The sequence below is a fragment of the Flavobacterium sp. AK-345 genome (assembly GCF_058310175.1).
In genome coordinates this window covers 23896-46140 of sequence record NZ_JBZEER010000013.1, presented here as the reverse complement: position 1 = coordinate 46140, position 22245 = coordinate 23896, and the positions used below count along the sequence as shown (strand labels likewise).

Annotated in this window: 10 protein-coding genes; all 10 read right to left on the bottom strand. The window is 36.7% G+C overall.

Translation table 11 applies throughout. The features are described from left to right. Positions 1-37: 37 nt before the first annotated feature. Positions 38-1981: a glycoside hydrolase family 97 protein gene (locus tag AC4FQ3_RS19405; RefSeq protein WP_491182946.1), complete on the bottom strand. Its 1944-nt coding sequence runs from the start codon at positions 1979-1981 to the stop codon at positions 38-40. Positions 1982-2025: 44 nt separating this feature from the next. Then, positions 2026-4620, bottom strand: a complete 2595-nt coding sequence (gene xyl3A / locus AC4FQ3_RS19400; protein ID WP_491182945.1) for a xylan 1,4-beta-xylosidase — start codon at positions 4618-4620, stop codon at positions 2026-2028. Between the two features lie 44 nt (positions 4621-4664). After that, on the bottom strand, positions 4665-6233 hold the full coding sequence (locus tag AC4FQ3_RS19395; RefSeq protein WP_491182944.1) for a glycoside hydrolase family 43 protein: 1569 nt from the start codon (positions 6231-6233) through the stop codon (positions 4665-4667). Between the two features lie 14 nt (positions 6234-6247). Further along, on the bottom strand, positions 6248-8530 hold the full coding sequence (locus AC4FQ3_RS19390) for a beta-L-arabinofuranosidase domain-containing protein (RefSeq protein WP_491182943.1): 2283 nt from the start codon (positions 8528-8530) through the stop codon (positions 6248-6250). Between the two features lie 455 nt (positions 8531-8985). Beyond that, on the bottom strand, positions 8986-11697 hold the full coding sequence (locus AC4FQ3_RS19385) for a T9SS type A sorting domain-containing protein (protein ID WP_491182942.1): 2712 nt from the start codon (positions 11695-11697) through the stop codon (positions 8986-8988). A 29-nt stretch (positions 11698-11726) separates the two neighbouring features. Next, on the bottom strand, positions 11727-14249 hold the full coding sequence (locus tag AC4FQ3_RS19380; protein ID WP_491182941.1) for a glycosyl hydrolase 115 family protein: 2523 nt from the start codon (positions 14247-14249) through the stop codon (positions 11727-11729). A gap of 42 nt (positions 14250-14291) precedes the next feature. Next, entirely contained in the window at positions 14292-17015 is a 2724-nt protein-coding gene (locus tag AC4FQ3_RS19375; protein ID WP_491182940.1) for an alpha/beta hydrolase-fold protein, read from the bottom strand. A 59-nt stretch (positions 17016-17074) separates the two neighbouring features. Then, positions 17075-18298 carry an SGNH/GDSL hydrolase family protein gene (locus AC4FQ3_RS19370; RefSeq protein WP_491182939.1) on the bottom strand — a complete coding sequence of 408 codons (1224 nt, stop codon included), beginning with the start codon at positions 18296-18298 and terminating at the stop codon, positions 17075-17077. Positions 18299-18307: 9 nt separating this feature from the next. After that, on the bottom strand, positions 18308-20041 hold the full coding sequence (locus tag AC4FQ3_RS19365; protein WP_491182938.1) for a glycoside hydrolase family 43 protein: 1734 nt from the start codon (positions 20039-20041) through the stop codon (positions 18308-18310). A 253-nt stretch (positions 20042-20294) separates the two neighbouring features. Then, positions 20295-22241, bottom strand: a complete 1947-nt coding sequence (locus AC4FQ3_RS19360) for a RagB/SusD family nutrient uptake outer membrane protein (protein ID WP_491182937.1) — start codon at positions 22239-22241, stop codon at positions 20295-20297. Positions 22242-22245 lie beyond the last annotated feature (4 nt).

Below are 22245 nucleotides of genomic sequence, written 5' to 3'. Positions count from 1 at the left end.
TGAAATTAATCCCTTTATCCAGATTCATGTATTCTAATTAATTCACTAATAATACACCGCCGTTATTAGGAATTTTTATTTCAACTTCCTGATTATTTTTAAGTTTAATTGTTGCTGCTTTTCCATTTAGTTTTTCATCATCAGAATAATGTTTTAATGCTGTTCCGGAAGCAATCATTGGCAGTTTTAGTTTTAGCTTTATTCTTTCTTTTTGGGCATTTATGCCTGCTATGTACCATTTATTTTCTTTTCGGCGTGCAAAAACGACATATTTACCCGGATATCCGTCCAGAAAACGAACTTCATCCCAGGTTGTTGGAACTTCTTTCATAAAATTAATTGCCCAATCCGGAGCATCATTTAAATTATTAGGCGCCAAGGCAAAATGCTGAACACCACTCTGAAAAAGAACTGCTGTCGCCAAAGCAAACACATCAGAAGTCATTCTTTTTGAACCTTTATTGGGAATATTATCACTATTATAAAATTTATTCAGCGCGCTTCCGCCAAAATCCATACTGCCAACTGTATTTCTAATAAAAGTATGTGTTGCGGCATTCTTAGCTTCATTGTCACAGCTTGCTTGTCCAAAATGCAGGTTTTCACTCGCTAAAACAGCCTCACTTGCCGCGTAATTGGGATACATGCGCTCCCAACCTCTTGGTAATGTACAGCCGTGAAAAATAACCATTAATCCAAAATCATTAGCATCTGTCAGGATATCTTCATACAGTTTCATGGTGACTTGCTTGTCTCCGCCAAAAAAGTCAACTTTAATTCCTTTAACACCAATACTTTTCATCCACGCCATTTCCTGACGACGGATTGCTGCATTGTCCATCATGCCTCTTGGTCCTTGCGGTGCATCGTTCCAATAACCATTTGAGTTGTACCACAAATACAAACCCACGTTTTTTGTACGTCCGTATTCCGCCAATTCGGCAATTTTATCTTTTCCAATTTGTGTATCCCAAAGCGCATCGACCAAAATGGTTTCATAGCCCAAAGCAGCACTAAAATCTATGTATTGTTTTTGTACCGGAAAAGTGGTGTTGTTATCCATTTTCATAATCCAGCTCCACGTACCTTTTGTATATTGATATTCTTTTGAGGCTTTGTATTTTGGTTGAACCAAATCAAACGGAATCGTGGTTTCTACTATTGGATTCAGCGTTTCGCCTACTGTAATCGTTCGCCATGGAGTTTCACCTGGAAGTGCAATGCCCGGAGAAGTTGTTCCGTTGCCGTTGTTTTCTCCTGCCATTGGAAAACCAATCGTGTACAATCCTTTTTCGTGACCGATTAGTCTGCTGCTACAATAATTTCCGTCAACGCCTGTCTCAGAAATTAAAACCCAGCCGTTATTATTTACTTTAAAAAGACACGGAAAAGTATAACCTTCGCCAATGCCGTTTTTGCCCATTGCATCATCCAAACTATAAGTTGTTTCATAACTCGGCGCACTTCTGACATATCCTGTCATGGGTTTACTTTGTGGACAAAGAAATGTTGTCGTTCCCTGAGGCAGCAGAAAACCAGAAGCTTCTTCCTCGACTACACAAGAGATAATATCTTTTTGTGGATGTATTTTATATTTGAAAGCGACATTGTTATTGCTCACTCTGAAAATTATATCAATCGCAGGTTTGTTTTCTTTTGTGAAAGAGAATACGGCTTCGTTTGCTTCATAATGTACCTCACGCTGCTTAATATTAGGAAGTTCGTATTTTTCATCTACTTTATTTTGATTGGGTTCCGATTTTAAACTTAATCCTGTTGTAAAATCACCAACATTTGTTTTTAAGCCAAGTGGAGAATTTTCTAAGAATATTTTATCATTATAAGTGATACTATACAACGGCATTCCGTTTGAGATCAACACAGAAACTTTAAGTTTTTCGTCGGGACTTTTTACAACTGATTGTGCACTTAATTTTAAAAAACTAAACAGACATAAACATAAAACATACTTAAAATTCATAACACTTTGATAATTGGTTATTTTTATTGGTAACAGAATAAGTTTTATTGAATTGACACTTTATTCATTTTTAAATCTTTAGCGTCTGAACTTGTACCGTAATATACTTCGTATTCTCCAGCAGTGACATTCATTCCAATGCTTTTTGCATCGTAAAATTCAAATGAAGCAGGCGGTAAATCGATCGCTACATTTTGGCTTTCGCCGGCTTTTAAGGTAATTCGTTTAAAAGCTTTCAGTGTTTTCAAAGGACCATCAGTATCATTCACTTTTCGAACATAAACCTGAACAATTTCTGTTCCTTCACGTTTGCTCGTGTTTTTTATCGAAAAATTTAATTGCGTGTTTTCATTTGCTTTTATTTTGGTCTTGTCAAGATTCGCTTTTCCAATTTGAAATTTAGAATAGCTTAAACCAAAACCAAACGGAAACAAAACATTTGTTGTATATCTGTAAGTACGCCCTTTCATCGAATAATCTTCAAAATCTCCTAAGATTTCTGAATTTTTATAAAAGGAAACAGGCAGTTTTCCCGCAGGATTATAATCTCCAAAAAGAACATCGGCGACAGCCTGACCACCGGATTCTCCCGGATACCAAGCCTGTAAAATAGCATCGCAGCTTGCAGTTTCCGGCGTTAAGGCAATTGCAGAACCGGAGCAGTTTACAAAAACTACTTTTTTGCCCGCCGCTTTTAGTTCCTGCAAACATTTTCTCTGAACAGCAGGAAGTTCGATATTGGTTCTGTCACCGCCTTTAAAACCGGGATAAGAAACCGGCATTTCTTCGCCTTCCAATAAAGTCGAAAGTCCGCCTACAAAAATTACGGTATCTATGCCTTTCAATTTTTGAATTAAAGCCGCAAAATTGATATCATGTTCTTTTCCAAAATCAAATTCAAGATTCGCTTGCCAATTGTTGGATTGTGCATAGAGAATTTCGATTTTATATTTTTTACCTGCTTCGACTGCAAATTTAATTTTGCCGGGAAGCGTTCTCCAATTCGTATATTTTGCCAAGGATTTATCATTAACCAATAATTCAAAAGCTCCGGTAGCGCCTGTTTTAAAAACAAGACTGTCATTTTCTTTAGCTGTAAATTCGGTTTCATATTTTGCCGAGAATCCTTCTAATTTAACGCCCGAAGCAAATTCATGCTGTCCGGCTGTTGTCATTTTTATCGGATTTACAATTTGCTGCGAGATAACGCTGTTGTCTTCTCTGTTTGGATTGTTCCAATAGGTGGCCTTCATTCCTTTTTTTCCTTCAAACGAAAGCTGGTCAAAATAACTTTGGTTTACTTTGTCTTCGACTAAATCGCAGGCTTTATCATAAACCATTTTATTTTCGGCAATTTTTGATTCTATACCGGTTTTAATTGTGATGGTTTTTACCGGAGTTCCGTTGTAATTTCCCCATAACATCGGTTCATTATCCGCATTCGGACCAATAACGGCTACTTTGTTTATCGTTTTATTTAAAGGGAGAATATTGTTTTTATTCTGCAAAAGCGTCATGGATTTTTGCGCCATTTCGAGCGCTAATTGCTGATTTTCTTTGCTGTTAAGAACAGAAGCCGGAATTTGCGCCCACGGCACGATGGCGTCATCATCCATTTCGCCTAAATCAAAACGGCCTGTTAAAACACGAAGCAGACTTTTATCAATATCGGCTTCTTTTATTAAGTCTTTCTCAACCGCTTCCGGCAGGTTTTTAAACGGATATTTCTCCCAGACACATTCTACATCTGTACCTGCGAGAACTGCTTTTGACGCCGCATGCGTTGCATCTGACGATACTTTATGTGTGGTGTAAAAATCTGTAACGGCACCGCAATCTGAAACTACAAGGTATTTAAAACCCCATTCATCTCGCAAAATGCGCTGCAGTAAACGAGTGTTGCTGCAGCAAGGTTCATCATCCAATCGCTGATACGCACACATAACCTGACGCACATCGGCATCTTGTACCAATGCTTTAAAGGCTGGCAAATAGGTTTCGTATAATTCACGTGGATCTATATTATTCAAATTCAGTTCGTGTCGGCTCCATTCGGGACCAGAATGCACAGCAAAATGTTTGGCGCAGGCCAAAAGTTTGCGGTATTTAGCATCTGCCGGACCTTGTAATCCTTTCACAACTGAAATTCCCATTCGGGAAGTTAAATACGGATCTTCACCATACGTTTCCTGCCCACGTCCCCAACGCGGATCCCTGAAAATATTGACGTTTGGTGTCCAGACTGAAAGACTTAAAAAGCGTTTGTTTTCATTGCCGCCCTGAATCCATTGGTTGTATTTTGCACGGGCTTCATCAGAAACTGCATTAAAAACATTATACACCAACTGATCGTCAAATGAAGCCGCCATACCAATAGGCTCAGGAAAAACAGTAACATTATCGTTATTTGCGTAACCGTGCAGTGCTTCACTCCACCAATTGAATTTTTTAATCCCGAGTCTCGGTATCGGATCACTTTGATCACACATTAACGCCGCTTTTTCTTCAAGTGTTAATTTTGAAATTAAATCTTTTGCACGTTCTGTTGAACTTAAAGATGCATCCTTAAAACTGTATTGTTGAGCGTTTGCATTAAAAACACAAACAAAACTTATGATAAACAGACAACTAATTTTCATGATTTTCTGAATTATGTGATGAATATTTTACGACGCTAAATCGACTAATTATTCTTTGAAATTTTATCTTCAATATGGAAATAATCAAAATCAACAAAGCCTCCCACATTTTTTGTTGCGTAATTGAACAACCCAAATCGATACCCCATAAAATGAGGAAGCGTATAAGGCAGTTTTATTTTTTTTCCAATACTGATCCATTTTTTACCATCTAAACTGTAAAAAAACTGACCTTGATCTGCCTTATCTTTAAAGTTGCATTCTGCCTTGAAATAAATTTTATCCTGCGTTAATGGAACGCTTTCTATTTCTGTTGGAATATCTTTTAGCGTTTCAATCATAACGATTTTCTTAGCATCTTTTTCGGCTTTTACACCAATCAATCCGTACTCTTTTTGCAATAACGAAAGTCCTGCAAAGTCGCCTTCTTTCATTTTAGAAACCTCAACAAGAATAGTTCCTGTACTTTCAGGTCCAAAAGTTCTTTGCGTTAAAGTATTTTTTGCCTGAACGAAACTGCTGTCGATTCTTGCGGTTTTCAGTCTTAAAAAACCTTTTCTTTCTTTTACCGACCAAAGCGAATGATCCGGATTATGATTCCATTGCCAGACCAAAGGCAAATCGGGATCATTTTTTTTTCGGTTAAAATCATCGGAGTTTACAATTCCTGGAATCAAACCTTTGCTTGTTGGTAAATCGAGATTTTCTGGCACTTTATTATTTTCGCCTAAAATTGGCCAGTCCTTTTCCCATTGAACAGGAACCAAATAAGGAATTCTCCCCACACCACCAAAATCCCTGAACAGATAAGAGAACCATTTTCCATCTGGTGTATCGATAAGTCCGCCTTGCGCAACACCTAAATCCTGTAATCCCACTTTTCCTTCCCACGGACCCGAAATTTTATCTGCTCTGTGTATAATTACCGTTCTCATTCCGTCTTTTGGCCAGACGATATTAAACATATAATATTTTCCTTTGATTTTAAAAAGCTGTGAACCTTCAGATTGCAGCATAATATTGTTTCCCGCAGGTGCACTGGCATTTTCTATCAGGACTTTTTTTGTTTCTTCTTTTACAGCTGATAAATCTGAATTTAACTCGACAATCTGCAGTTTTCCTGCTCCCCAAACCATATAAACCTTTCCATCATCATCAAAAAAAATAGAATGATCGTGATAGGAATTATTTAAAACGGTTCGTTTCCACGGTCCTTTTTCTATATCTTTTGTCGAAAAAATATAGGTTTTACCCGTCGTTCCAGAAAAAGTGCTGACATAATAAATACCATTATGATAATTGAGACTGCTCGCCCACGAACCTCTTCCGTAATCATTTTTTCCATTATCAAGATTTAGTTTATCGTTATCATCTTCTAATGTTTGATAGGCGTAATTGATTATTTTCCAATTGACTAAATCAGTAGATTTCATAATGGGAACACCGGGATTCATGTGCATTGTCGTACTGCTCATGTAATAAATATCGTTTACACGAATGATGGACATATCAGGAACATCGGCAAAAATGATCGGATTCTGCGCTTTATTTTGTCCATAATTACACAGACTAAAAAGCAGAACAAGACTAAAAAAAGCATTTCTAATTTTCATCCTGGTTTATTTTTTTAATCCTTTAAAATTCTGAATTGATGAAACTTGGGACTATTGTTTCCATCATTAGATTTTATTTTGATGTTTACAATTTCAATCTTTTCAATATTTAATCGAATTGTCTTATTTGCTGAAGAAATAATGCGCGCGGGTTTTTCGTTGATAAGAATCGTGATTTTATCTGTTTTAGAATCGTCTGTACAACTTATATCCAGATATTTTCCGGACTTATTTTTATTTAATAACTGATAGGAAATATACGATCGCGTATTTCTCCAGGCCTTTGTATCATCATAACCCGAATCACTTTTTTCGCCTTTATATTCATGATCCACTTCTGACTGCTGTTCACCGCAATTAATTTTATCGATAGTTTTTGCTTCCAAAGCCAAAGCTTCAACTTCTTGTTGTTTCAAAAGAGCATGCTTTTCTTTATACTGTTCTTTGGTATAATTTTGAAAATACATTTGATAACGTGCGTCATGAATTCCAAAAAAAGGCTGTAATTCTAACGAATCTAAACGAAAATGCAGGTTTCCTAAATCCTTCAGTTTTGCGATATAAGCTGATTTTTCACCTATCATTTCATAAGCCTGATCCAACGGATAATATTTACCCGATGCGACATGTCCCATTCGGCTGTCATCTGCAAATAATCCGTCTAGATCTTTGTTTGATGTTTTGGCTGCCAATACAATTGGTCCGTTTACAAAAGCACTCCAATTTGAGCCGTCCGGCAAATTTTCTAAATGTGTCGAAGTTTTGAATGTAACGGAAATTTGATCTCCAGATTTCCATTTTCTGTTGAGAACTACATAATTAGAAGGCTTTGCTTCTATTTTTTGAATTTTTCCATTAATTGAAATTTCAAAATTTTCTGCCCATTCCGGACAACGGATATTCATAGAAAATGTCTCACTTTTCTTTAGTTTTAAAACAAGATCTGTGCTATTCTGATAGGGGAATTTTGTGCTTTGTTCGATGTAAATATTCTTTTCTTTCCAATCTAAAGTTGACGGAATAAACAGATTTACAAAAACATCATTTTCTGTATGGCTGTAAATCAATTCTCCATATTTAGAATGATTTTCAAGGCCTGAACCTACACAACACCACATGCTTGTTTCGGGTTGAGAATAAACGCGATAATGATTGGGTCTAATGGGTGTAAAATAAACAAAACCGCCTTTTTCAGGATGCTGGCTCGAAAGAATATGATTGTAAAGCGTGCGCTCGTAAAAATCAAGATAACTTACCTTGTTTTTGTCCAAAAATAAGGCTTTGCTCAAACGCTCCATGTTATAAGAATTACACGTTTCAGGCCCCTGATTTGATTTTAACATACCGCTAAAATCTTCGGTTGGATTAAAATGTTCGGCAACACTGTTCCCGCCAAAAGCTACGCTGCGTTTTTGGGTAACGGTTTCCCAGAAAAACTGCGCGGCATCTGTCCAGTCTTTGTTTCCGGAAAGTACACCGATTTTCTCAAAACCAATCACTTTTGGTATTTGCGTATTGGCGTGTAATCTTGTTAACTTATCTTCTTTTTTCTCCAGCGGATTTAATATGGCTAAGTGCGAAACTTTTTCGGCAGTTTCCAGATATTTCTTGTCCTTTGTAATGATATACAAATCGGCAAAAGATTCGTTTATGCCGCCGTGTTCTGTTTTTAATATATTTTGAATCTGCTCATCAGAAAGCGGACGAATTAATTCGATAAACCAATCGCCCAGTTTTATTAAAACCTCTTTTGCTTTTTCATTTCCGGTGTAACGATACGTATCGGTTAAACCGGCAAAAAGCTTGTGAATATTGTACAGCGGCACCCAGGTATTGTTTAACCCGAAATTGCTTCCGTCGATGTCTCCATTATGAATTCGGTCCCAAAAAACTTTCCCCTGCGGAATTCCTCCCACATAGCCATTTCCGTTTTTTTGCTGACATTTCTCCAATTCTGAAATCATATAATCCAATCGGTTTTTAACTTCAGTATTTCCGGTCGAAGCATACATCATCGCCAATGCCGAAAGATAATGTCCGGCAATGTGCCCGTCAAGTCCTATACTTTCCCAATTGCCGTAACGTTCTGCTTTTACGGGTATTCCCGAGGCAATGAGATAAGGCGCTAAAAGCCTGTCTGGATTGAGTTCTAAAATATACTTGAGATCTACATCCTGAGCATTTTTAAAAGGTCCATCTTTTAGCCTTACCTCTTTTAAATCAAACAACTGCATTTGAGCTTCTGTCACATGGCTCAGTAACAGTGTACAAAAACAAAATATAAAGCTGTATTTCATTCTAATTTTTTTTAATATTTTAAATATTTTTCCTTTTTCTTAATAACAGATTGATCCTATTTATTTTTTAAAACAAGAATAAGACTAAAGAATACTATTCTTAAAACTAGAAAATGAACTAGTTCTATCGGTTGTTTGTTAAAAGTGTAAAAATAACACTTTTTAAAACGTGAAAAATAATTCTTCAATAAAAAAGCTATATTTTTATCATTTATGTTTTTAAATCAAATATTTTTAAGAAAACAACTCAAAACCAAAAGAAATCATTTACATATTACATTTTAATTCAAATACCAGGCAAATAAATTTTGCTTCCTGGGCAGATATTGAAAATTCGAAAACCTACGATAATTTAATATCGCAGGGTAAATATTCTTGTAGTCAAGCTTTAAAGTCACCATTGTTTTAGGAGGCTTTGCAACTCTTTTCTTATACTGTTATCCCGAATTCTAATCTTATTTTTTTACAAATTTTCTACTTATTTTAGATTTATCGTTTGTTCCATTAATAAAATAAACTCCTGCAGGCAGTGATTCTATTTTTATTCTGGTATTGCCGTTTTTCAAGGTCCCTGAATTCACTAAAATGCCCTGAACATTAAAAATTTTATAATCAAAATCAGAAGTCATCTTATCAACAAAAATTTCCTCCAACGCAGGATTTGGATATAACGTAAAACTAACTTCATTCAATTCATTTTGAACCGTGCCTAATGTGGCAAACTCCAACGGAAGCACCGTGGCATTATATCCGCTTTTTTCACTTAAGTAAAAATTAAATGATGAAATTAAAGGTTCGCTTCCTGCAGTTACAGGATAAAATGCAGTAACATTATTTACTGTCTTCAATGTATAACTTCCTGCAGGTGCCTTAAAACCAATGTAAACCGGATTCATTTGATCAACAGTTAAGGCTTTTGGTGTTGAAACATTTCCGATACCACTGAAAACAAATGTACCTGAACCACTCAGTAAAACAGGGGTATTTGTCGGAATTACACCTTCAATTTTATTACAGATTATTTTAGCAGATGAAGGCTCTAGCGTGTAAGCTATTACACCTTGAGGTATATTGGCTTCATACGGAAGAACCAAAAGATCATAACCTGAAATCGTTTTGGTAAAAGACGCAGCTAAAGCCGAAAAACCGAAAGGAACATTAAAATCTCCTCCCTGATCCATAAGTTTTAGATTATTACACGTTGTTCCTGATATTACATTGTTAGCAGTATTATTATCAGCCACATAAAAAATACTGTTTTTATTCACTGATTTGGCATACCAATCCTGAGTGGAACTGATACCGGTGGCGTTTCTAAAATCTAATGATACATAGTTTGGACTTTGCAGTGCGTCCATCAAAAGGCTGTCATCATCTGAATATATTCCTGCAAATTCGGCTGCTTTTTCATCAGCAATATTAAAATATACATCACCCAAATTTAAAGTAAGTACTGAACTGTAATTTGAATTTCGCAAACCAATAATTCCTGTACATCCATCTGTAAGAACGGATTTAGAAATATCAAATGTCAAATCAAATTCGACCCCGGTAGGGAAATTAAATTTTCCATAATTTTTAGATTTTACTTCGCCGTTGTCATTGATATAATACAGAGTCGTATTATCTGTATTGGATTGATTTGCAGTGGTAAAACTTTTAACATGCAGTATAAATTTATTGTAACGGTTGTCTAATTTCAAATAGCCATTAGAACCGTCCATATTTGTACTTATCAGAGGATTTGCGTTTGCAAATGTCACTGTTTTGCCGCTCATCTGATAAGTTGTTCCGAATGCTGCATTTGTAACAGACTGATTTTCAACTTTAGCGTAATGAACTTCTTTACTGGTCATTTGTGAAGGTACTCTTTCCTTACTCTTTTCAAATATCAAAGTAATAAAACTAGATGGATCAATACTTATTACCGGACGAAATGTTTCAGCAAAACTTATCGCAGTATTTTGTATATCAATACTTTGACTGGTAATTGTTTTAGTGCCTTTTACAGAATAAAATGGCAAATCTACAGTAAGATTATAGGTGTTTTGTGATGGATTAATTATAGTAAGAACAATTTTATCACCTGCATCATTTATGTATGAGGAGCCTTTCAACTGTGCAGTGGCGTCACTCCACGTTGATTCTACACGTGTCGTACCTGTAGTGAATTTTGCATATTGCGAAAGTATATGCCCTCTTTTGGTCATTTCTCCAGATACTGTTCCGTTTGTTCCATCACCCATAAGTGCGTAATATCGCTTAGTGGAATAATGAATCCACGCATTGACATTTCCTAGCAAGGCATCATTCACACTGTTTGCGAAACTAAAAGCATCAATTCCCCAATTAAAATCACGAACCGTACCTCCGGAATTCCAGTTAATGAGATATTCTGTCATCCATATCTCTTTGTTAAAATTCTGAAATTGCTTGTATTTGGACTGAATACCACCATACTGATGAACTCCGTAAACTTCAAAATTTTGCATAACATCAGCATCGAGAAAAGCATTTGAAAAAGCATCTGAATAACCAACACTTTCCGGCGCAATAACCTTACAATTAATAAGATGCCCGTAATTTTTAACAAATGCAGCTATTTGTACAGGTGTCCATATACAACCTTGATAGGTTGCCATTTCATCAGGCTCATTTTGAATTGAAATATAATCGAGTTCTACTCCATTATCACGAAGATAGGTTACATAACGATTAAGATACAAAGCATAATCTTCATAATGTTCTTCTTTCAGGTAGCCGATTTGTTTAACTCCATTTTCATCTGTGTAAACTGCAACTTCACTGTTGTTCGTTTTCCATTCTGCGGGCATTGTCCAGGGGCTTGCAAAAATCTTTAATCCCAAATCATTTTTGGCTAATTTTGCAGTTGCAAGCGTTGAGGCCCAGTTACTCTCTCCCGGAATGTAAAGACGCATAATGTTAAAACCGGCTTCACTGTTTGTTCCCCACATTTTTTTGATTTCGTCAACAGACATGTAATTATAACCAAACTGGGGACTGCATACAAAACCTCCAAAACCAGTAACTTTTTGATACGTCTTATTTTTATCAATTTGTACTTTCGCATTTTGTGCACTTAACTGAGCAGATGACAAAAATAAAACTGCAAACAATATTGAACTTAATTTGTATAATTTTTTCATATTCTACTAAAATTTAATCCGTTAAAAATTTAGAATTTAATATTACTTTCAGGAGGTCCGAGATAAGACGGCTTTAACCCTCCGGTATTAATGACAATTTTCTGCAGCACAATTCCGGGGTCTAAAACACGGAAGCGTAAAATATGTTTTCCGGGTTTTGAAATGGTATGTTTCGTGTTCGAATGAATCAAGTGTTCGGCTTGCCATTTTCCTAATTCTCCACGGTAATGACCGTTAAAATTTATTGTTTGTGGTTTTGCTTCATCAAAAGAAACTTCATAACGAAGCCCTTTGTTGCTGTTAAAGTTGAGTGTTGGAGACAAAAGCAATTCTACATTAAATTCTCCTGTTGAAGCAAAATCAATTTCATACTCTACAAAAATATTGTCGTTCTGAGTAGGATATTTATTTTGTGGAAATGTCGTAATCCCGCTTTTTGTTTTTCCAAAATCAGGAATTACCTCCCAGTGAATTGTGTTCGAATTATTTAGTTTAGAAAAATGTTCTGCTTCGATAGAAACATAACCATCTTTTTCTACAAATACATTCGAAACTAGCTGCTCTTTTTCAGAAACATAACTGATTTCAGGCAAAATGTTTTTCGGAGTATCGTGCCACGCCTTATATCCAATTCGCATCTGATCCATAATATGCGTCCATTTTCCACCAGAAATTTCATTGTTGTATTTGTTTTGAAGTACAGAATCCCTTTCAAAATTCCTTTTTACCTGATCTGCAAAAGCATTGGCTAAACTATTTTTTTCCGAAGCCAGTTTTCTGTTATTCGCCTGTGCAAAATACATTTCATAAAGATTGCTGCAGGCATCTATTGGGTATAAAACCAATTGAAAATAAGCATCCTGATATTCTTTTGGAATCTCATTGTAAATTCGATACGCATCAAGTGCCAGATTTTTATACTCATTGACAACCGTTTCAAATTCATTGTAATTTTCCAGACTGTAGGTTTTGCTGTCGAGCATTTCGGGCGTTACTCTTCTGTTGAATTTTGGATAGGTATTTAATAATCTTGCAATTTCTTTGGCATGTTTTGTTCCGAATTGATCGGCAGCCCATTTCTCGGTAAATTCAAAAAGATTCTGAGAATTGAACTTTTTAGGATTCCACGCCATATCTAAAAAGAAACTGATCGGAAATTCCATTGGTTTTAAATCTCCAACATTTACAATCCATACTTTATCAACGCCGTGTTCGTAGCTCAAATTCATCTGCTCCCAAACCCTTTGTATCGGACTTATATTGATCCATTTTGAATTTCTCGGACCTCCCACATAATCAAAATGATAATATATTCCGTAACCGCCTTTGTGCAAAGGTTTTGTCAGGTCTGGAAGCTTGCGCACATTCCCCCAATTGTCATCACAGAACAGCAAAATAACATCATCCGGAACACGCATTCCCTGATCATAATAATCCTGAACTTCCTTATACAAAGCCCAAACCTGAGGTGTTTTTTCAGGCTTTTTTTGGGTTACGTCAGCAATAATTTTGCGTTGTTCTTTTACGATATTTTCCAGCAAAGTTATATTGGTTCCTTCGCTCATGGCTTCGTCGCCGTCTCCACGCATTCCTACGGTTACGAGCTTTTCCCAATTTTTACTGCGCTCTATTCCACCTTTCCAGAATTCATCCAGAACAGTTTTATTTTTATTATAATCCCAAACATTCGGGAGGTTATTTTTTTTAATATATCGGTGCCAGTCGGTTTGTGCCAAAGCCATTGGTTCGTGGTGCGATGTACCAATGACTATTCCCATTTCGTTGGCAAGAGGTCCGCTGGCGGGATCATCATCGTAAAACGCATTTCCCCACATGGCAGGCCAGATGTAATTGGCTTTTAACCGAAGCAGTAATTCAAAAACTTTCTCATAAAACTTGCTGTTAAATCCGCCAAATGTTGCTTTCGACCAGCCGCTTAATGCAGGCGCTTCGTCGTTGATAAAAATTCCTCTGTATTTTACGGCAGGTTCGCCATCCGTATAGGTTCCTTTTACAAAATACAGATTGTCTTTTTTCTCCACAGGAACATCAGCCCAGTAATACCAAGGCGAAACGCCAATTTGTTTGGATAATTCGTAAATGCCGTAAATCGTTCCGCGTTTGTCACTTCCGGCAATTACGATGGCTTCATCTACTCCTTTAAATGGATTTTTAATGTTTTGAATCGTAAACTTTTCATTTTTGCCTTTTAGTAGTTTTCCGTCGATTTTATTTGCTTTCACTAAATCATCAATCACAGAATTTGTACCGATTGTTCCGATAATAATTAACGGTGATGATGAGTTTGGTTTCTGATTTAAGATTGATGGTTTTTCTCCCGTAACTTTTTCAAAATCATTTTGTAAATTAGTTATAGCACGCAAAATCCCTGCATCTGTTCCATTACTAACAAGAAAGGACAAGGTTGAAGATTTCTCTTTCAGGACAATAACATTGTCCCCTTTTTGAGTTGTAATAAACGACTGCGCTTTTAAAAAAGTACAACTAAAAACGATAAGAAATGTGAGGATATATTTTGAAAATGTATTCATGAACTTTATTTATTATGCAATTCAATTACTATTTTAAAATCTTTATTTCTGCTGAAACAATAATGGTGTAAACATAAATAAATCATGTCTCCAGACCGGCCATGTATGTCCGCCCGGATATTCGCTGTATTTATATTTAATTCCAAGCTGGTCGAACTTTTTCATCATTATTTTGCAATTTTCATAAGCGATATCTTCTTTGCCGCCCATAGAAATCCAAAATTCTTTGATGTTCGCATTAATCGTCCCAACATTATTTTTCATAAACTCGTATTGCGGATCAGCTAAAGTGGTATTATTCGCCCACCACCCTGAACTAAAAACGCCTATATAAGAAAACAAGTCAGAATTTTTAACGCCCGCATAAAGTGTTTGCAAACCTCCCATTGATAATCCTGCCAAAGCTCTGTTTTTAGCGTCTTTCGCTACTTTAAAATTATTTTCTACAAAAGGAATTGCTCCGGTTTTCAATTCATTTTCAAAAGCTTTTAGTGCATTTTCATTAAAACCTGCAACGCCGCCTATATTTCCCATATTGCCATCGAGCATTGCGATAATCATTTGTTTTGCTTTATTTTCGGCAATTAAATTGTCTAAAATTAAGTTTGCTTTCCCCTGCGTTGCCCAGCCTGTTTGATCCTCGCCTCCACCATGAAGGAGATATAAAACCGGATATTTTTCTGTCGAATTCTCGTAACCCGGTGGTGTATACACATACATTTCGCGCCATGAATTGGTTGCTTTTGAAAAATATTTTTTGATTCTGATATCACCATGCGGAACGTCTTTTAAAGCATAAAAATCTCCTTCTTTATTTGGAATTTCGATACCGCTTGCCATTCGCCCCATTCCGTAAAATGTCTGACTTGACGGATCTGCAACGGCGACGCCATCAATAAGCAGTGAATAATAATTAAATCCTTTGTTTATTACCTCTGTAGTTACTGTCCAAAATCCTTCTGAATCTCTTGTCAGATCGTATTTTTTGCCCAAATCGATTTGTACTTTTGAAGCTTCGGGAGCGTTGACTTTAAAAAGCACTTTGTTATCCGGTAATATTTGAGGATATTTTGCATTGCGAATATTGGTTTGCGCAGGATTTCCTAAAATGGTGTAAGCTGCAAAATTGGATTGATCGACAGGTTTAAATAAGAATTGTGAAAACATATATAATCCGTTTTTCCAGACTTTAAAATCATGAACTCCGGACTCGATATAATAAATGTGAGGTACATCATTTTTATATAAATAATCATGCGTTCGTTTACTGTTTTCGATAAGCCAGTCGTTATCTCCGCAGGAAATCCAGAGTAGTTTTAATTTCTTTTTTGCCTCTTCTGGATTGGGAAGTAATTCTTGGGGTGCTTTAGTATTTGGAGCTGCAGAAAATGCGCCAACCCAGGCAAATTTATCTAAATTACCCAATCCGAAATTCAACGATTGTCCGCCACCCATTGATAAGCCGGCGATGGCGCGGTGTTCTCTGTCTTTCAAAACCGGGTATTTTTTTTCGATAAACGGAATCAGGTCGTTTAATAAATCTTTTTCAAACGTAGCAAAAGCCTGAACTTTATCGGGTGCCATGATGTTACCGGTCGCACTGTCGTCTTTCATTGCCCTGCCGTTTGGCATGACCACAATCATGGGTTCAATTTTTCCTTCTGCAAAAAGATTGTCTAATATAATTTGCGGATTTCCTCCGTTCAACCATTCTTTTTCATCCCCGCCTATTCCGTGTAAAAGATACAAAACCGGATATTTTTTCTTTTTATTAAATCCCGGTGGCGTATAAACCGTTGCTTTTCGTGTAGCATCAACCGTTTTAGATTCATAAGAGATCGTTTCTATTTTTCCTGCCGGAATACTGTTATTTAACTGATCAAAACCAAGGGGAGCCTGCACTATAAAAGGCGATTTTCCATCAGCCAATTTATATCCCAATAACGAAAGCATTTTATCGGCATAACGTCTTCCCAAATCTCTGTAACCTGCGGCATTAAAATGCAAAAAGTCAGGTTCAGCCGTGCATCCTTTAGATGAAATAACATACGAATTGGGAATCGTTTTTGGCAAGGTCGCAATGATTTTATTCATGCTGCCACATTTACCATTCTGGTCTTCGTTTACAGTTTCCCCCGAAAGCAAAGGCACTTTTTTCGGATCCAGATTCAGGTCTTTTATCAAATTATCATAGACGATTTTTACTTTTTTTGTCCAAAGTGTATCGCCGGTATTCGATTCTCCCTGATGCAGCAAAATGCCTTTAATAACTCCTTTTTTCTGTGCTATTTTGGCCAGCTCTACCAATCTTGCATACGGATTTCCGTCGTATTCTTTTAGAATGCCTTTCATCCAGTCTGGCGCTGTTGCTACATATTCTGCTGTTTTATCTTTATCAAAAAGTTCAATTTTGCACCCTCCAACGGCTACATTGATTACGCCCACTTTTATATTTTTAGGCAGATTGGCTACCAGATTTCTTCCAAAATAATCAACTGGCGTTAGTCCGGTACTGCAACGGCACAATGGCGGTATGGCGGTGTACCAATTTCCTTTTTCACGTTTCAGTTCAGGACAATTGACTGCCTGTAAAACCTGAAATCTATCGTCGACACCCAATTTATCCTGTGGTTCTATTTTGGCATATCCTTCCATGTTAGACTGACCAAAACTCAGATAAATATGAAAGTTAGAATCTTGAGAATACCCTTTTTGTACTATTGAAAAAAGAATGATAAATGTGAAAAACCTAATTATTGATTTCATTGTTGATTTGTTTTTATTATCAAAAAATCATTTTAATCGAATTCAAAATATGCAAACTGTTATTTAAATAAATTGAGATCTACTGTTTCTCCCATCTTAAGATAACCCGCTTCGTTTGGATGCAAAAAATCGCCGTCGTGCAGGTTGGATAAAATTGTTTTTGAACCTTCTTCTGCAACCATGGCTTTATCAAAATCAATTACAGCATCAAAGGCTTTACTATTTCTGATCCAGGCATTTACAATATCACGGGCTTCTTGTTTGTGAGGCGCATCATAAAATGATTTTTGAAATGGCAAAATAGTACAGCCGTAGACTTTAATTCCTTTTGCATGCGCTTTGGTAATCATTACTTTATACGCTTCAATAAGTTCCTGCGCTTTTATTGGTGCATCTTCCGGATTTTTAATTCCTCCAATGTCGTTGATGCCTTCCAGAATTACGAGCCATTTTGTGCCTTTTTGAGATAATACATCCCTGTCAAAACGATTCATGGCCGTTGGGCCTAATCCGCCTTTGACGACACAATTTCCTCCAATTCCTAAATTTAAAACACCAATTTTTTCTGTTTTTTTATTGGCTGATAATCGTGCCGATAAAATATCTGTCCATCGATTTTGTTTGTTGGTTCCTGAGCCTCGGCCGTCTGTAATAGAATTTCCCAAACAAACGATATTCGCAGTCGATTTATCAGAAACAACATCCAGTCCCATAATCGAATACCAGTGATCTGTTTTTATGGCGCGATCAAAAGCTGAATTTTGAATTTGATCTCCTTCAAGAATATAAGAAGTAGTTCGCGAACCGGGATGTCCTGATGTTTTTTGCGATGTATCTCCGTAATGGATGGTAATCGCTAAAAGCTGTCCAGGCTGTAATTCAAAATCAAAAGCATCTGAAAAAACATCCTGTTCGGGATTTATGGTGATATCAGATTTTCCATTAAAACGAAGTTCCTTTTGGGTTTTAGCATCAACAATCGGTGCATCGATAACATTGGCCACACTAACCGATTTTAAAACCGTTTGTTGATTGCTAAAAATATTAGAGAAACGCAATCTTATCCGTTTTCCTCCAATAGAAACCCTTATAATTTGTCGAATTGTATTTTCTGAAAGTCCCGGAGCGGGTGGCATATTGTTGGGTTCGACCAGCATTTGCGCACAAGCCCAAGTTCCGACCCAATTCTCCGTTTTTGATTTGCTTTGTGCTAATATCTGACAACTCAAAATCAAAAAGAAGAACTGCAAAAACAACAATCCTTTAAAATGTTCCTTTTTCATATTTCATTTTTATTGTGGCTGAGCATCATTTGCAGCCGTTGCGTACAATCCTACCAATGCACCTGTAAAGCCTCCGGCCATATTTGTTGAAAGAATATCGCCTGAAACCGGTTCGCCTAAATTTTTAAAATCAGTCCCGTTCAGGGCATAACTAAATTCGTAACTGTCTCCGGTTGCTTTTACCTGAAGACGTATGTTTTTTTTGATTTCAATTTTGGCACTTGCCATTATTTTTGATTGTCCTTTTTCTGTTCTTTCTAATAAAATATAAGTGTCTTTTCCCTTTTTTGTGATCCCAAAAACATAATTAAAACGCTCGTTTTGAAGGCATGTAATTCCCGCCAAATCTTTTTCAGATTCTGGTTTGTAATCTATTGTCGTGGCAAACGAGAACGTGTTGTGCATTTGTCTGTAAAAAAGTGTCGACGTAGGTTTCAATTCTTTTATATTTACTTCGAAAGGATTAATCTGAAGTCCTTTTTGGGTTACGGAAATAAAATTTTCACGCGGACCTCGAAGTCCGATCCAGCGGTAATCTAATTTATCAGAAGTAAAATTTTCGGTAAACGTAAAATTACCATTCGGGAAAAATTCGTCTTTGCCGGTTTTGTTTTCGGTAACGCCTTTTGGCATTTTAATTTTTGGTTCTAAAGGCACTAATCCGTTTTCAAAAACCGGAAAAGTTCCTGACCAGTCAACCGGAAGCATAAAAGTTTCACGTCCTGTATTTACTCTGTCTTTATCATTCGGGCGAACGCCTAAAAATACACCATAATATTTATTATCTGGTCCAAGAACTAAATCGGCATGTCCTGCCCAGTCTACTTTGTCTTTTCTGTCCTGAGGAAAATATCTTTGGGTAAGAATCGGGTTGTTTGATGCCGGTTTGAAAGGCCCTTTTGGACTGTCACTAATAAAAATAACTTCGCTATGATTTCCGCCTGTACCGCCTTCGGCACACATTAAATAATAATGACCGTCTTTTTTATACAAATGTGGCGCTTCTATCCAGATTGGTTTTTTCGAAAGATCTACTCCGCCATCTACAATAATTTTATCCGTTCCCTTGATAACCTGATCTTTTTCGAGATCATATTCCCAAACTTTAATAACACGATGACCCTGATAGAGTTCTTTTCCTTTATCGGGAGCGTCATTATGAACGATATATCCTTTTCCGTTATCATCAAAAAAGATACAAGGATCAATTCCGTCAAAACCTAATTTTATTGGGCTTCCCCAACCTTTCATTGGGTCTTTTGTTTTTACTATAATATTGCCCAAACCTCCTGAAAATGCTGTTACAATCATATAGAAAGTATCATTATGAGGATTATATGTTATTCCCGGTGCATATACGCCCTGACTTATACCTGTGTCATGGGGATTAAATTCGGAGACTTTATTTAATACGCCTCCAAGGTCTGTCCAATTCACTAAATCTTTAGAATGAAAAATTGGTACTCCTGGAAACATAGCAAATGAAGAACACACCATAAAATAATCATCGCCTTTTCTGGTAATTGCCGGATCCGGATAACATCCCTGTAAAACGGGAGAATAAAACTCATCTGGCTTTAATGGATTATTTTTATAAATATTATCATTTCCCTGATACACAACGTTAGAAAAAACAGGTGCTTTTACATTCTGTTTTCCGGTAATGGTATCTTTAACTGCAACTCCTTTAAAAGAAAAGAGAAACGATAATGCTAGTGAGAGAACTAATAGTTGTTGTTTCATTTTTGTTTTTTCTTGTTTTGTGAAACGTGAATAAAAGACGTTTTTTGAACGCGGATGACGCTGATTTAAGCGGATCGGCGCTGATTTTTTTTATTTAAAATCTGATGAATCTTCGTAAATAAAACATGAAATTCGCTTAAATCTGCGTCATCCGTGTTCTATTTCCAAATTGAATTCACAATTTAAAAGCCGAGGAAATTATCCCTCGGCTAAACTTAACTAACTTATAAATTTATTTACTTCAAAATATTTATTAATTGTATCCCGGATTCTGGTACGTTTTTTTATCTGCATCAGACATTTCCATACCGTCTATTTGTCCTTGTGGAATAGGACGCAAATAATGATGCGGCTCTATTGTTCTGGTAATAACCTCTGGTGTATGCTGACCGTAATTTGATCCGCCAATTGAATATTTACCGGCAATTTCATTCCATTTTTGAGTTCTTACTAAATCGTACCAACGGTATCCTTCGCCATAATATTCGCGGGAACGCTCAGCCAGAATGTAATTAATATCAATTACAGCTGGAGTTGTACTCGTTAATAAGGCACTGTTGTCGGCCGTTTTTGCTACTTTACCATTATTGTCCCAGCGCCATTTTCCTGCGCGGTCTCTGATTACATTGATAAGATCTCTGGCAGACATACCGCCAGTTGCTCCTTTTACTGCCGCTTCTGCCGCGACAAAATAGAGTTCTGAAAATTTAGCAACCGGATAAGGTCTTGTACTTCCCGCATTTGGCTGTCCTAATCCTCCTGCATTATCTGTACGGTATGGACCTAATTTCCATAATCCCGGATATACGATTCTGCTTATTCCCATTGGAGAAATTACATAATCAGATCTGCCTGGTAAAACTCCTGCTCCAACACCATTATCTCCCGCTCCTGTAGGATATGTAATTGCCGTTGCAGGTTCATCATTAAGAAAAGTTACAATAGCATCACCTGGTTTTACCGGTAATCCGTTAGCATTATATAATGTTGCTACATCGGTTAATCCGGTTCCAAGTAAGTTCCAGTTTCCACGATATACGGCTGCAAATGTTCCGTCGTATCTTGAATCGTTTGTTTTATCTGCAAAAGTTTTTGTAAAGACTTCTATAGGCGGTACCATTCTCACCCACGGACGTCCTAAAAACTGATCTGCAGCTCTTTGTACAGTCGAAACTGCAGCTCCTGATGCATTTTTACTTCTTATCGAAGTGTAATTAAATGTTCCCATCCAGCCTGCAAAATTATCCGGCGCGCCACCACTTCCGTAGGTAAGACTTGCGCCGTTGTAATATTCACTTTCTTCTGTATGGTCTGCATAAAGCATAATTTCTTTGTTGCGATCATTAGAACCTAAGTTTACATCATAATAATAAGGCAATAATCCATAAGTTCCCGGGTTATTAATTCCGTCTAATGCGATGTTGTAAGCTTCTTGAAAATACCATTGTGCATTATGTCCATCAGGATCTGTTCTTGGTGTATCAGGATAAGTTGGAATATTGTTTGGATTTTCCAGCCACCATGCATATGTCAGATATGCTTTTGCTAACATTAAACGAGCCAGCGTTTTAGTTGCTGTACCTGTTAACCTTGGCGCATCAGGTAATTCATTTACAGCTGCTACCAAGTCCGGAAAAATAGCTTTTGTATAGACCTCACTTACTGTATTTCTTTTTGAAGATCTCGATGGTTTGCTATTAAATTTTAATTCGCCAGCTCCCAAATCTAAAGGTACGCCTCCAAAATTTTGTACTAATAAAAAATAATCAAAAGCTCTAAAGAATTTAGATTCTGCAATTAAGTTACTTGCGATACCTACTGCGGCAGCATTTTCAATAATACCACTTGCTGTATTGATATCATTATAAGAGTTATTCCATACCACGTCGGCTCTGCTTGAGGCAGGATTTATAACCCCAACTCCGGATAAATCATGATCTTTAAAATTTCCGTCAGCTTGCTGTCCATATGTATTTTCATCTGTTCCTGTTTGCACAGAATTATAATAATAGGCCTGCCCGTATATCCATCGTAAATGGGCATAATGTGACGTCAATCCCTGTACAACTCCCTGTTCCGTTTTAAAATAGCCAGGCTCATAAAAATCATGTGGTTTTTCTTCTAAAATATCAGAGCAGCCCGCAAAGGAGAACAAAGCTACTGATCCTATAAGTAATCTTTTAAAAATATATCGTTTCATAGTT